Origin of the sequence: Algibacter aquimarinus, assembly GCF_039543265.1 — a bacterium.
Lineage (GTDB): Bacteria > Bacteroidota > Bacteroidia > Flavobacteriales > Flavobacteriaceae > Algibacter_B > Algibacter_B aquimarinus.
In genome coordinates this window covers 313,416-326,586 of the sequence record NZ_BAABJK010000006.1, presented here as the reverse complement: position 1 = coordinate 326,586, position 13,171 = coordinate 313,416, and the positions used below count along the sequence as shown (strand labels likewise).

Here is a 13,171-nt window from a genome sequence, read left to right as displayed (position 1 = left end):
ACCCACGAATTATGGATTTTTTAGATCAAATAAAAGAATCATTAGAAAGTATTTGGATAGACATAGCCGCTTCAGCACCTAAAATTCTCGGAGTGCTTGCATTAATTATTATTTTTTTAATAGTAACAAAGATAATTACAAGTGTGCTTAAAAAAGTATTAACAAAAGCCAATGTCAATAAGTTAGGAGATAAGCTTAATGAAATTGAATTATCTGAAGGAAAAACGTTAAACATTAATTTAGTAAAAATTCTTGTTAAGACCACAAAATGGTTATTGTATATCGTTTTAATTACCATAGTTGCAGATATTCTAGAATTAACCATGGTGTCTGAAGGTTTAAAAAGCTTTTTCGCTTATTTACCAAAGTTATTTACAGCCTTAGTTATTGTAACATTAGGTTTATTGTTTGCAACTTTTGTAAAGAAATCACTTCAGAGTTTATTTGAATCTTTAGAGCTATCTGGAGGTAAATTATTAAGCCAATTGGTATTTATATTATTAATGGTTTTAATAAGTATAACAGCATTAAATCAAGCTGAAATAAATACTGAGATTATCACTAGTAATATAAAAATGATCCTTGCATCATTTTTATTAGCCTTTGCTTTAGCCTTTGGATTAGGAGCTCGTAATGTAATAGAAAAAGTATTAAGCACCTTTTATGCAAGAAAGTTATATGAGGTTGGTCAAGTCATTGAATTTAATGATATACGCGGCGAAGTTGAAGCCATCAATAGTATATCTGTAACCATAAAAACAAAAGAAGGAAAATTAATAGTACCCATTAAAGATATTGTAGAGAGTCAAGTAAGTATTCAGGATTAACTTTAAGTTAGGGTTAAAATTTGGTTGGTTACTTTTCTGGGTAACGAAACACTCTCTACATCTTATCATCCCTTTTCATTCATTTGTAAAGGGATTTTTTATTTCTTTTTTTTTTTTTTTTGATTTTTTTAACTATTACCAATGGTTAGGTTTTAGTTTAAATTAAGACCAACTTTGAAAATAAAATAGCATTTAAAATGAATTTAACAGAGCAATTAAAGCAAAAAAAAGAGCAGTCATTGGCTAGTATTCCAAAAGAAAAACTAGACGTTATGTTGGGTAGTACACAAGATTTAATTAACGTACATTTATCGAATAATGCCCTAAAAACAGGGGATACTATGGTAGATTTTGAATTACCAAACGTAAATGGTAAAAAGGAAGCACTATCCAGTTATTTACAAAAAGGCAGTACAGTTATTTCTTTTTACCGAGGCGGTTGGTGTCCGTATTGTAATTTAGAACTTAAAGCCTTACAAGCAGTGCTACCAGAAATTAAAGCTAAAGGTGCTTCGTTAATAGCCATTTCACCAGAAACACCAGATAACTCTTTAACGACTTCAGAAAAAAACGAATTAGAATTTTCTGTTTTAAGTGATATTGATAATCAAGTAGCAAAGCAAATAGGTTTAGTGTTTAAAATGCCAGAAGCATTAAAAAACGTATACAACGACTTTAATTTAGATGTTGCAAAACATAATGGTAATAACGATTACGAACTCCCAATGGCAGCAACCTATGTTGTAAATTCAGATGGAAAAATAAGCTATGCTTTTGTCTCAGAAGATTATACCGAAAGAGCCGATCCTCAAGATATTTTAAACGTACTATAAAGAAATATGTATGTAAATATTAAAATCCCTTTTCATTCATTTGAAAAGGGATTTTTTTTATTATTAAAATTTAAAGTGATAATTTAGAGAACAATAAATACTCACTACATGAAAATTCCTTTTACTCTTTTTGTATGTTTTATTTTAAGTATAAAACTATGTGCACAAGCCACGATTCCAGAGGATTATAAACTAGTTTACAGTCAAGATTTCGAATCTACAGAAGCGATACAAGATTTTGAAATGACGGACAGCAAAGTGTGGCGTATTTCAAAAGGAAGTAACGGCAACTGTTTGGAGCTTTTTGAACAAAGTCATTACAAACCAGAAGTAAGGTCGCCATTTAATATAGCTTTAATAAAAAATGTGCTTCTTGGTGATTTTATTTATGAAATAAGACTAAACCAAAACGGAAGAGAATACGGGCACCGTGATTTATGTTTAATGTTTGGCATTACAAACGCCTCCAATTTTTATTATACGCATATCGCTTCAAAAGCAGATGCACACGCAAATTCTATTTTTATAGTTAATGATGAACCTAGAAAAAGTATCGCTTCGGAAAGAACAGAAGGTACAAACTGGGGAGGAGTAAACGATTGGCATACCGTAAGAGTGGTTAGAAAAGTTGATGAAGGACTTATTGAAATTTATTTTGATGATATGACGACACCTATTATGAAAGCTACAGATACGCATTTTAAATCTGGTCACTTAGGCTTTGGTTCGTTTGATGATACAGGTAAGTTTGATGATATTAAGGTGTGGGCACCAACCATTCTAAAACCAAAAAAAGGAATCTTCAACTAAAATTTTTCTAGTACTTCTAAAACGCCTTTTTTATAACTTCTGCTTATTGTAAGTGCGGTATTATTAATTGTAATTTCCTCGTTGGTAAAAGACGTAATGTGTTTTAGTGCAATAATATAAGAACGATGAATTCGTAAAAAACGTTTGTTTGGTAGTTTTGCTTCAATGGCACTTATCGTTTCTCTAGTCACAACAGTTTCATTGGCTAAATGAATTTTTATATAATCGCTGTAACTTTCAATGTAGATTATAGATTCAAAATCTATTTTAATCATGCGTCTATCGGCTCGAACAAACATAAAATCATTCGGGTCAACTTTTGTGGCTGTGGTTGTTTCATTTGATGCGTAAACATCAAAATAGGTGTTCACTGCTTTTAATAACCTTTCAAAAGAAATGGGTTTCATCAAATAATCTATGGCTTGCAGTTCAAAACCCTCAACAGCAAAATCTCTATAAGCTGTTGTAAATATAATTTTTACATCCTTATTTATAGATTTAGCAAAGGATATACCTGATATTTCGGGCATATTAATATCTAAAAAAATTAAATTGATGGTATGGTTTCGTAATACATTAAAAGCTTCAATGGCATTATTGCAACTTGCAACTATTTCTATATGCGGTATTTTAGCCAAATGCGTTGCAATAACGTCTCTTGCAATAGCCTCATCATCCACAATTATACACGATATGTTTTTGCTTTCTTGCATTAATTGGTCATGAGTTTTAAGTGTACTTTAAATATTCCATTGGTATGTTCAATATCAAGCTGGTGCTTATCTTTGTATAATAGGTTTAATCGCTTCTTTATGTTTTCTAAACCAATACCATTTTTAGATGCGAGATTATCGCTGGTCGTATTTTCAATGTCAAAAAATATGTTTTTGTCTTCACAATACAGTTTAATGTTAATATGAAGTACCCCGTTTTTTAAACTCCCGTGTTTAAAGCTGTTTTCAATAAATGGAAGCATGAGCATGGGAGGAATTTTTACATCTTCTAGAATATTTTTGGTCTCAAAATTAATTTGAAGCGTATCATTAAAACGCATTTTTTCCAACACAATATAATCATCAATATGATTAATTTCATCTTGCAACGCCACAAACGGTTTATCAACCTGATATAATAAATAATCTAACAAGTTTGAAAGTTTTAAAATCATTTCTGGTGTTTCATCAGCTTTTTTTAAAGCAAAACCATACATGGTGTTTAATGTATTAAAAAGAAAATGCGGATGAATTTGCATTTTTAAGTAATTCAGTTCTTGTTCTTTTAATTTCAGTTGGGTTTCTAAAATTTTGGTTTCAAGTTTTTTGGTGTCTTCTGCATGTTTTAAGTTTAGTTTTAAAAGCTTAAACGCACTAACAATTATAACCACCAAATACACGCTAATAGCTACAAATAGTAAGCTTTTACTAATGGGTGCCATGTTTGTATGCTCGAAATTTGAAAGATAAACAAGTCCATAAAACACCGAAATAACAATAAGATAAGCCGAAATTATAAACGTGTAAAGGCTATAAAGACTAAATAAAAAGTAGCGTTTCGGGATTAAATAATCTGGTATTATTTTATAAATAAACACATAAGTTGTAGCTATGGTTATGGGCATTAAGAAGAATGAAAAGTTTCTAACGTAACTATAATCGCTACTATCAACACCAAAAAAATAGGTATAAAATAAAAGCACGCCATACCAGAATATAACGTGTAAAAGCATTTGCCCTACCTTTTTTAATATGAAGCGCTTTGTAAACATCAATACAATAATAGTATAAAATTTGATGAGGTTTTTGTTTTGTAGACGAATGACCGATTTTGTAACCGTTTTAACAAGACGTCATTTTTATTGCTAAATTAGTCATCCGTCGCATTTTAAATTTTGCAAGGTATCTAAGCTATATGTTTGTAACATGTTTAATTAAAACCATTATTATGAAATCATTTCCAGTTTTAGTATCAAATCCTTTTGCAGACCGTTTTATGGAAGGTGGACCACTTTTTATGTCACTTATTTTAATATGCCTATTACTGGCTTTAGCCTTTGTTGTTATGGGATTTATAAACCTTAAAAAAGATGTTCTGAAATCTAAAAAAATGACCAGTTTAGCGTCCGATACCAGTATTCTAGGTTTGGTATTTGGGTTTCTAGGGTCTATTATAGGCATGATTACGGCGTTTGATGCTATTGAAGCCATAGGCGATGTAAGCCAAGGTATGATGGCTGGCGGACTAAAAGTTTCTTTTTTAACAACCGTTTTTGGCGCCGTAACATTTATATTACCACGCATTGGTATTATTATTTTAAAAGCATTACAGAAAAGCTAGTAGGGTAAAGGTTCTTCATCAATCAAGAAACCAAGCAACTTAAAAAAATCTCTTTTTCATGTATTTGAAAAGGGGATTTTTTTGTTTAAGTTTTGTATTTGTGGATTCCTGCCTTCTCAGGAATGACAGAACTCATTATATTAATTCTAGAAACATTGAAGAATTTTTTGATTAAATAAGGGTTTACAAATTATTAATTTTAAAAGACTAAATATTCCTTTTTGTCATTCCTGCGTAGGCAGGAATCCATATTTAATTTGTTTACAAGTGTTTATAAGTTTGTTGCAGATTTTGTAAGTAAAATTCTAACTTCGCTTATCGAATGATATAGTTCACTAAAACGAAACCATATCTTAACGTTGTAAAACATTTAAATAAATTAGTTGAATCTTCAACCATTTTTTTTCTAGATTTGCATTAGTTGAACTTTCATCTAAAATTAAAATGAATAAAAAAATATTAAGGGAAATCGGAAGAATTTATAGGGCATTAAACTCATTTTCGGATTTTTTAATGAAATCTATAAATCTGGAAAAAGGACAATACCAGTTTTTACTAAGAGTAAAGGAAAATCCAGGCATTAACCAACAAGATTTGTCGTTAAATCTTTTAGTCGATAAAACAACTACTGCAAAAGCAATTAAAAAATTAGTAGCAAAGGGATATTTAATTAAAAAAATTGAACAAAAGGATAAACGCAACCTAAACTTATACTTGACGGAAAAAGGTAAACAAACTTGTATTTTTCTTGAACAAGAGGAACAATTTGCGACAAAAATATCGTTGGGTGAACTAAATACATCTGAACAGAAAAAACTATTAGAGCAATTAAATGTAATTAGTAACAATGCATCCCAATTATATTCAAATTTCAAAAATGATACTGAAGAGCATTTTATTAAGTTAGTAAAAAAAGAAAAAATATGAAATACGCAATATCTCTACTATTATTGGCAATTATTACAGGTTGTACTAAACAATACAATTCAGATAATTTATCAATAACATCGAAAAATGTAAACAAACCATTAAGTACGTTCCCGTTTGAACTAAGGGATGATAATCAATTATACATACAAATAAAAGTTAATGAAAAAGATTCATTAATATTTAATGTTGATACTGGAGCAAGCTCATATGTTGTCGTTGATAGTATAGCACGTAACAAATTAAAATTGAATTTTGATGGAGAAGAAACTAATATAGGTGCTTCTTCTTTTACAACAATTAAATCTAGTTCGAACAATAAAATCGAATTAGGCAACGTCAAACTAGAAAATTTGACACTTTATTCAATTCCATATGAGAGCGTTGATTTTGATGGAATTATTGGATGCGAATTTTTTCTTAATTACGTGGTCGACATAAACTATGATAGAAAAACAATTAAACTATACGATCCAAAAACATATAAATATAAAGGGAAGAAAAAAAGACTTGAAGTGAAAATGGACAATGGCGTACCATTAATTAAATCTTCATTTATGTTAAACGACTCATTATATGAAGATTGGTTTATGCTCGACACAGGTGCTGATGACAGAATTTCGTTTAATAGTACAGCTGTTAAAAATTTAAATCTTGAAAACAAACTTAAAGTAGTTGGTAGCTCAAATAGTATGGATTCGAATGGAATCATATATAAATCACCTTTAGTATTAGTAAATGAAATAAAGATTAGTGACTATTCATTCTATAATGTTATAGCGAGTTTATCAAAAGCCAAACTAGGAACAAATGCAAGTGATTCTCATATTGGAGCATTAGGAAACATTGTCTTAAACAAAATGAATATTATTTACGATTTGGGTAATAATTCTTTGTATTTGGAGCCTAAATATTTTAAATAGAAGCAGAATAAAACGTTTTACAACACCGTGTATATTTTATTGCTTCCTTTTAGCCAACTTACGAAAATCCTCGCGGATTTTCTATTCGGTTTTTATTTGCTAAATTTACGCTAAACCAACGCAACAAAACATACACAAACACAATAAGCGTTACTCACCAATTACCGTTAGTTTTTAACTAGTTGTATTTTAAATAAACCAAAAAGAACCAAATCTAAATATCTATAACATATTTTAGTCAATAGGCGTGTTAGTTAGTAGCAGTATCATTCTTTTGTTTTGATTAAAAATAGGTTAACACTTGAGTTGTGTAATAGATTCCTGCCTGAGCAGGAATGACAGTAGTGTTTTTAGTTATCGTATTGGATTTTTAAGTTAAAAGTAAATTAAAATTTACATTATTATACTTAAAAGCCAAATTACATTTATTTGTCATTCCTGCGCAGGCAGGAATCCAGAATAAAATCAATCAATTAAATAAGTCCAATCTGCAGATAAATCTTCCCAATTGGAATTATCTTCTTCAATTAGGTTAATTTTCCATTGGCGTTTCCATTTCTTCATATTTTTTTCACGCTTTATAGCATCATTTACATATTGATATGTTTCAAAATACATAAGTTTATCTAGTCCGTATTTTGAAGTAAAACCTTCAACGAGTTTGTTTTTGTGTTCGAACATTCTTCGTTCTAAGTCGTTTGTAACACCAATGTATAAGGTTCCGTCCTTTTTGTTGGAAAGTATATATAGGTAATATTGGTGTATGTTTTTATGCATTTACACTTGTCTTTGAAAATGGATTCCTGCCTGCGCAGGAATGACAAAAATAAAGAATTAAGAACTGAATTTAGCAGACACCCAGCTACTGCTAGTTTCCAACTAGTGGCGTTTCGAGTAAGCAATGCAAAAAACTTGCAAAAAAACCAAACCCAAATGACTTATAGCTGAATTTGGCGGATACTTGCGTTAGGGATTGCAGCGGCATCCTTTTTAAAGCTTTAGATGTAATGCATTAGGTTTAGAACTTGGTTTTAACAGATTGCCACGTCGCTCGCTACTAACAATGACGTTTTAAAAAGATATAGCGGAAAGCCCGACCTATATCCTGAACTAAATTCAGGATATAGGTAACGCCCAAAATCTACTTTCGTTTATTGCGTTTATTATAATTTTTATCGCCTCGTGTTTTAGGCTTTTTGTACTTGGCGGCTATTTTAAACTTGTAGCTTCCTCCTAAATTTTCTTTTGAGTTTTTCTCGGATTTCTCATGAAAGGCTGGCCCAGGTTCGTCTTCGTCTCTGCGTTTATGCGGGTTGTTGCGCTCTTTTATTTGTGGGCGTTCTTCTTCTATAAGTTCGGTAGAAATTTCAACGGTTTCGGGAAGCTCTAAAACAGGAATCGTCATTTTCATTAAGCCTTCTATATTGGCAATGGCTTCTTGTTCCTTTTCTGTAGAAAACACTAAAGCTTCGCCTTTACGTTCGGCACGTCCTGTTCTACCAATACGATGCATGTAGTTTTCTGGAAAATCGGGTGTGTCAAAATTTATAACGTGCGATACATTATCAATATCTAAACCACGCGCCATAACATCGGTGGCTATTAAAATACGGTTTTCGCCATTTCTAAATTGCTCGATACTTCGTAATCTGTAATTCTGGGTTTTATTTGAGTGGATCACGCAGAGTTCTTCTTTAAAGAATTCGTCTAACTTATTAAACAAACGGTCTGCCATTCGTTTGAAGGCCACAAAAATTAAAACCTTGTTATACTGTTCGGTGTCATTTAATAAATGCACCAGTAAATTTACTTTGGTGTAAAAGTTAGGCACATGGTAACGATGTTGCGAGATATTATCTAACGGCGTACCAGAAACGGCTATGGAAACACGCTCTGGACTTTTAAAGAAATCGTTTATCAGCAAATCTACATCTTGCGTCATGGTTGCCGAAAACATGATGTTTTGCCGGCGTTGGGGTAGGATATCAAAAATATTAATGAGTTGGTGCCTGAAGCCTAAATCGAGCATAACATCTACTTCATCAATTACCAATTTTTGTATTGATTTTAGTTGCAATACGCGGCTTACAGCCAAATCGTACAAACGCCCTGGTGTGGCTACAATAATATCTAAACCTTGCGCAACGGCTTGTTTTTGTGTATTTATGTTCGTGCCACCATACACGCCCAAAACACGATTGTTGATGTATTTGGATAGTTTTTCAATCTCGTCTACCACCTGTACCACCAACTCACGCGTTGGTACTAAAACCAAAACCCGAGGATTATCTTGAGTGGAATATTTTAAGTTTTTAAGAATAGGCAACATATAGGCAAAGGTTTTTCCTGTACCTGTTTGTGCAATACCAACCACATCTTTTCCAGAGGCTACTACATTAAACGCTTGCTCTTGAATAGGCGTAGGCGTGGTGTAGCCTAAATCGTCTAGGGCATTAAAAAGCGGTGTGTTTAAATTTAAATCCTTGAAATGAGCCATACTATATTATGATATGATCTGAGTTTTTTAATGTTGAATTTAATCTGTTCTTATTTTTTAAAATAACGACTAACAGATTAAAAGTCAAAGTAGTGCTATTTAGCCAGCAAAGTTAAGCTTATTATTCTGTTTAGACTAAATGCGCATTGTGTATTTCTATACTGTAAGCAGCTTCGAAGGTTTTATTGGAAGCTAAACTTAAAACACCTGCTTTATCTTCTAACTTTTGATTGGTTGTTTCGCTATCTGCAATACCTAACCAAGGTTCTATGCAAACAAAATTACCATTGGGTTTTGCCCAAATGCCTAAATATGGAAAGCCTTTAAAATGAACCGTAATAACGTCGCCTTTTTTTGTGCTTTTTAATGTTATTTTACGCGACTTAGTATCTTTAAAAACCAATGCATCTGCATTGAAAAGATTGTGCGTTAATGGAATTTTATTAGAATTATTAAATACCTCTTCTGTTTTAGAAGATATAAGCCCGTTTTCCATGTTTATTAAATGCCTTTTAGAATTTTCTTCATTTTCAAATTCTAAAACATAGTCTTCGTAGTTCTCGTTTTCAAACACAGGACATTTAAATGCTGGGTGCCCACCAACCGAGAAATACATGGTTTTATCATCTGTATTTTTAATAGTATGATTAACCTCAAGTACGTTATTATTTAAAGTATAGCTTATATAAAATTCAAACTTAAACGGATAGTGATTGAGAGTATCGGTGTTTGATGTTAGTTTGAATATTAAACTGTTTTTGGTTTGCTTATGTAGCGTTATAGCTTTGTTGTGTCTAACAAACCCATGTTTTGGAAGGGTATATGTTTTACCTTCAAACGTGTAAGAATCATTTTTTAAAGCCCCAATAATTGGGAAGAGGTTAGGGGCAAAACTACCCCAAACATTTGGGTCTGCATGCCACATAAAATCGGTATTATGTTTTACAGAAGTAATTTTACATAACTCAGCACCAATATCTTGGACAGCTATTTTTAATTTATAGTTTTGTATTGAAAACATACTAATTGGTATTTTGTACAAAAGTCTTAATTTTTTAAGTATTCTCAGTAACTTTGCTTAGAATTCATCTTAACTTTTTTTCTTTAACCGAAAATGAGATAAAATTTATCTAGATGAGGCATTCTTAATAATAATTTTATTTGAGAACAACACAAATTCATAAACTTAAAGACGTTACCAAGTTTAAAAATCTGTTACTGGTTTGGGCGCAGCAATTTGATGACGTAGTTTGGTTAGACTCCAATAATTACGAGCAGAAATTTACAAGTTATGATGCTGTTTTAGCGGTAGATGCCTTTACAAGTATTCAAACGGACTATAACGATGGTTTTGAAAAGCTAAAGGAATACCAAACCAACACTAACGACTGGATTTTTGGTTATCTCACCTACGATTTAAAAAATGACATTGAGGTTTTAAATTCTAAAAACCATGATGATTTAGAGTTCCCAGATTTGTATTTTTTTCAACCTAAAAAGCTGTTTTTAATTAAAGACAATCAGCTTGAGATTCAATATTTAAATTGTGTTGATGATGAGCTTGAAGCAGATTTAGAATGTCTTTTTGAGAACCAAGAATGTCATGCTGAACGCAATGGAAGTGGCTGCGGCGATGTTAAAATAAAACTCCGTATACATAAAGACGAGTATTTTAGTAAAGTAGATACATTGCTGGAACACATTCATCGAGGCAATATTTACGAGGCTAATTTTTGTCAGGAATTTTATGCCGAAAACACCTGTATTAACCCGTTAGAAACTTATCAGAATTTAAATAATATTTCTAACCCGCCCTTTGCATCCTTTGTTAAACTCTACGATAAATATGTATTGTGCGCATCACCAGAGCGCTATATAAAAAAGGAAGCCGAAACTCTTATTTCGCAACCTATCAAAGGCACCGCTAAACGTGCTGAAAATCCTGAAGAAGATTTACAATTAAAAGCAGCTTTAGCAAACGACGAGAAAGAACGTAGCGAAAATATTATGATTGTAGATTTAGTGCGTAACGACCTATCAAAAACGGCACTAAAAGGCAGTGTAAAGGTAGAAGAGTTATGCAAGATTTACACGTTTGACCAAGTGCATCAAATGATATCTACAGTAACCTCTAAAGTAAATCTAGAAACGCATCCTGTTGATATTATAAAAAGTACATTCCCAATGGGAAGCATGACTGGGGCGCCAAAAATTTCAGCAATGCAAATTATTGAAAACCTTGAAGAAACAAAGCGCGGGTTATATTCTGGCGGTATTGGTTATTTTTCACCCCATGGCGATTTCGATTTTAACGTTGTTATTCGTAGCATTCTTTATAACGCATCAAAACAATATATCTCGTATTCAGTTGGTGGTGCGATTACAGCAAAAAGTGACCCGCTAAAAGAGTACGAAGAATGTTTAGTTAAGGCCAAGGCTATGCGTGAAGTTTTGGAGAATTAAAAGCATAGTATACGCAACCTTTTACGAGTTAATGCATCTTAAAAAAAAATCTATTTATGAAAAAGTATTTAAAATTTGTTGCCATTGCGCCACTTTTTATGGCCGTTTTATGTGAAGAAGACCTAGATAATTGCGGATTCGAATCTCCAGAAGCCTACACGTTAAACGTTGAAAATACAGCAACAACCTATGCTGCAAATGAGACCATTTGGCTAAATGCGGAAACTTCATCAATGCTTGTAGATTTTTGTAATGATACAGAAACGCCAGAACTCGTTACTGATAGAGAGTTATTTATTGACGGACTATTTATTCTAAAACTTAACAACCAAACGGACCTTAATGCAGAGGTGTTTACAGACGCCACTATAAATTTTGATATCGGTGAGCTATTCACTTTTAACACATGTGCAGAATCTACTAATTATGTACCCGAACTCACTGATGATAATCAGTTTTACCAATACAGATTAGGCGTTTCAGTTAACACACCCGGTGATTATTGTATGGTAAGTGCCTATAGTAATGCGTTTAACCTAAATACCGAAAATAACGCTCAAATATTTGAGGCTTACAACACGTTAAACGACGAAATAAAGTTTGAAAGTTGTAACACCGTATTTACCCGAACTGGAACAGACGGACATTATTTTTTTACAATAGAATAGTATTTGTTTACTGAATTGAAGCTAAATAAGGTGCTCCTTAAAATCTTCAATAGCCAATTCCAAAATACGTTCAACACGCTTTGTTTCAATATTTTTTACGGTAGCTATTTCATCAAAACTTAATTTTCCAAAAACGAACAAATCTACAATATCAGAAACCTTAAGTGGCAACCACGTATAGTATTTGCCTAATAAATGTTTATTGCGTTTCGTAGAAATATCAGAAATATCAAAAGCATTTTGTAACGAGGCATTATTGTCATCATACACAAAAACATGTTTGTCCTCTTGGTCCTGATGATACGAAATATCGCTTAACTCCTCATTCATAATAAAATCAAAACCTTCATCAGCAGTAAATTCTTCTTCTAAACCATCCAATTCATCTTTTAGAATAGAATCTGTACTCATTGTATTTTGATGAAATGCTTCATTTTTAAACAAATCATCTAAGTCTGCATCAACAATTTTAAAAAGTTCAATTTTTATAGAAGGCGCATCAGCATCCACATTATATCCTTGTTCATAAAATTTCGCAATTCCTTCATCTATAATATCGTTAGATTTATACATGTTTTTTGGGATAATCTTTGTCGATTCTGCAATATATAAACGGTGCTTTACATAAGCTTGTAAATGTTGTGTAGCAGAAATAACCTTCTTATCAAATGCAGTTTGCGCGGTTTTGTCGTTTAATTTATCTATCGTACACATGGCTCAATTATTTAAAAATTTATAGTTTAAAATTACAAAATCTCTAAAACGAGCTTATGATTTTTGTCATGCCAAAACTCATTTAAAATGTTTATATACACTATTAGTTTTTGTGACTTTAGTATTACCCACAAGTTTGCGACTTTGCACCTTTTAAGAGACTAAAATAAAACGT

Annotated in this window: 14 protein-coding genes; 8 read left to right on the top strand and 6 right to left on the bottom strand. The window is 31.8% G+C overall.

Features of this window, described 5'->3' with window-relative positions; translation table 11 throughout:
* Positions 1–11: 11 nt before the first annotated feature.
* The 3 genes from ABD939_RS10610 (at position 12) to ABD939_RS10600 (ending at position 2,470) form a co-directional block, all read left to right on the top strand.
* The gene (locus tag ABD939_RS10610; RefSeq protein WP_345168158.1) at positions 12–827 is read left to right on the top strand and encodes a mechanosensitive ion channel family protein; all 816 of its coding nucleotides are present in this window, start codon (positions 12–14) and stop codon (positions 825–827) included.
* A 197-nt stretch (positions 828–1,024) separates the two neighbouring features.
* The gene (locus tag ABD939_RS10605) at positions 1,025–1,660 is read left to right on the top strand and encodes a peroxiredoxin-like family protein (RefSeq protein WP_345168155.1); all 636 of its coding nucleotides are present in this window, start codon (positions 1,025–1,027) and stop codon (positions 1,658–1,660) included.
* 108 nt (positions 1,661–1,768) lie between these two features.
* Positions 1,769–2,470: a hypothetical protein gene (locus tag ABD939_RS10600; RefSeq protein ID WP_345168152.1), complete on the top strand. Its 702-nt coding sequence runs from the start codon at positions 1,769–1,771 to the stop codon at positions 2,468–2,470.
* On the opposite strand, the gene ABD939_RS10595 is transcribed toward ABD939_RS10600, so the two are convergent.
* Both ABD939_RS10595 and ABD939_RS10590 read right to left on the bottom strand, forming a co-directional pair.
* Positions 2,467–3,183: a LytR/AlgR family response regulator transcription factor gene (locus ABD939_RS10595; protein WP_345168150.1), complete on the bottom strand. Its 717-nt coding sequence runs from the start codon at positions 3,181–3,183 to the stop codon at positions 2,467–2,469. The two genes, ABD939_RS10600 and ABD939_RS10595, sit on opposite strands and share 4 nt — an antisense overlap.
* Positions 3,183–4,196, bottom strand: a complete 1,014-nt coding sequence (locus ABD939_RS10590) for a sensor histidine kinase (RefSeq protein ID WP_345168148.1) — start codon at positions 4,194–4,196, stop codon at positions 3,183–3,185. The genes ABD939_RS10595 and ABD939_RS10590 overlap by 1 nt, the downstream gene beginning before the upstream one ends.
* Positions 4,197–4,411: 215 nt before the next feature.
* Between ABD939_RS10590 and ABD939_RS10585 the strand changes: the two genes are divergently transcribed.
* The 3 genes from ABD939_RS10585 (at position 4,412) to ABD939_RS10575 (ending at position 6,654) form a co-directional block, all read left to right on the top strand.
* Entirely contained in the window at positions 4,412–4,804 is a 393-nt protein-coding gene (locus ABD939_RS10585) for a MotA/TolQ/ExbB proton channel family protein (protein ID WP_345168145.1), read from the top strand.
* Positions 4,805–5,248: 444 nt separating this feature from the next.
* Entirely contained in the window at positions 5,249–5,731 is a 483-nt protein-coding gene (locus tag ABD939_RS10580) for a MarR family winged helix-turn-helix transcriptional regulator (protein WP_298881404.1), read from the top strand.
* Entirely contained in the window at positions 5,728–6,654 is a 927-nt protein-coding gene (locus tag ABD939_RS10575) for an aspartyl protease family protein (protein WP_345168136.1), read from the top strand. Before ABD939_RS10580 ends, ABD939_RS10575 begins: the two co-directional genes overlap by 4 nt.
* A gap of 465 nt (positions 6,655–7,119) precedes the next feature.
* On the opposite strand, the gene ABD939_RS10570 is transcribed toward ABD939_RS10575, so the two are convergent.
* From ABD939_RS10570 to ABD939_RS10560, 3 genes are all read right to left on the bottom strand, one after another.
* Positions 7,120–7,431: a GIY-YIG nuclease family protein gene (locus ABD939_RS10570; RefSeq protein ID WP_345168133.1), complete on the bottom strand. Its 312-nt coding sequence runs from the start codon at positions 7,429–7,431 to the stop codon at positions 7,120–7,122.
* A gap of 364 nt (positions 7,432–7,795) precedes the next feature.
* Positions 7,796–9,151: a DEAD/DEAH box helicase gene (locus tag ABD939_RS10565; RefSeq protein ID WP_345168130.1), complete on the bottom strand. Its 1,356-nt coding sequence runs from the start codon at positions 9,149–9,151 to the stop codon at positions 7,796–7,798.
* A gap of 130 nt (positions 9,152–9,281) precedes the next feature.
* Entirely contained in the window at positions 9,282–10,172 is an 891-nt protein-coding gene (locus tag ABD939_RS10560; protein ID WP_345168127.1) for an aldose 1-epimerase family protein, read from the bottom strand.
* Between the two features lie 140 nt (positions 10,173–10,312).
* On the opposite strand from ABD939_RS10560, the gene pabB reads away from it, so the two are divergent.
* Both pabB and ABD939_RS10550 read left to right on the top strand, forming a co-directional pair.
* Positions 10,313–11,614, top strand: a complete 1,302-nt coding sequence (gene pabB / locus ABD939_RS10555; RefSeq protein ID WP_345168125.1) for an aminodeoxychorismate synthase component I — start codon at positions 10,313–10,315, stop codon at positions 11,612–11,614.
* Positions 11,615–11,670: 56 nt separating this feature from the next.
* Positions 11,671–12,282 carry a hypothetical protein gene (locus ABD939_RS10550; RefSeq protein WP_345168123.1) on the top strand — a complete coding sequence of 204 codons (612 nt, stop codon included), beginning with the start codon at positions 11,671–11,673 and terminating at the stop codon, positions 12,280–12,282.
* 21 nt (positions 12,283–12,303) lie between these two features.
* Here ABD939_RS10550 and ABD939_RS10545 read toward each other — a convergent pair whose 3' ends face one another.
* Complete coding sequence (locus tag ABD939_RS10545) at positions 12,304–12,996, bottom strand: hypothetical protein (protein ID WP_345168120.1); 693 nt, start codon at positions 12,994–12,996, stop codon at positions 12,304–12,306.
* Positions 12,997–13,171 lie beyond the last annotated feature (175 nt).

Excerpts from the sequence above, each read along its gene's own strand:
- ABD939_RS10600 (WP_345168152.1), top strand. The coding sequence starts at position 1,769 with ATGAAAATTCCTTTTACTCTTTTTGTATGTTTTATTTTAAGTATAAAA.
- ABD939_RS10550 (WP_345168123.1), top strand. The coding sequence starts at position 11,671 with ATGAAAAAGTATTTAAAATTTGTTGCCATTGCGCCACTTTTTATGGCC.
- ABD939_RS10565 (WP_345168130.1), bottom strand. The coding sequence starts at position 9,151 with ATGGCTCATTTCAAGGATTTAAATTTAAACACACCGCTTTTTAATGCC.
- ABD939_RS10605 (WP_345168155.1), top strand. The coding sequence starts at position 1,025 with ATGAATTTAACAGAGCAATTAAAGCAAAAAAAAGAGCAGTCATTGGCT.
- ABD939_RS10575 (WP_345168136.1), top strand. The coding sequence starts at position 5,728 with ATGAAATACGCAATATCTCTACTATTATTGGCAATTATTACAGGTTGT.
- ABD939_RS10590 (WP_345168148.1), bottom strand. The coding sequence starts at position 4,196 with ATGCTTTTACACGTTATATTCTGGTATGGCGTGCTTTTATTTTATACC.
- ABD939_RS10545 (WP_345168120.1), bottom strand. The coding sequence starts at position 12,996 with ATGTGTACGATAGATAAATTAAACGACAAAACCGCGCAAACTGCATTT.
- ABD939_RS10610 (WP_345168158.1), top strand. The coding sequence starts at position 12 with ATGGATTTTTTAGATCAAATAAAAGAATCATTAGAAAGTATTTGGATA.
- ABD939_RS10585 (WP_345168145.1), top strand. The coding sequence starts at position 4,412 with ATGAAATCATTTCCAGTTTTAGTATCAAATCCTTTTGCAGACCGTTTT.
- ABD939_RS10595 (WP_345168150.1), bottom strand. The coding sequence starts at position 3,183 with ATGCAAGAAAGCAAAAACATATCGTGTATAATTGTGGATGATGAGGCT.
- ABD939_RS10580 (WP_298881404.1), top strand. The coding sequence starts at position 5,249 with ATGAATAAAAAAATATTAAGGGAAATCGGAAGAATTTATAGGGCATTA.
- ABD939_RS10570 (WP_345168133.1), bottom strand. The coding sequence starts at position 7,431 with ATGCATAAAAACATACACCAATATTACCTATATATACTTTCCAACAAA.
- ABD939_RS10560 (WP_345168127.1), bottom strand. The coding sequence starts at position 10,172 with ATGTTTTCAATACAAAACTATAAATTAAAAATAGCTGTCCAAGATATT.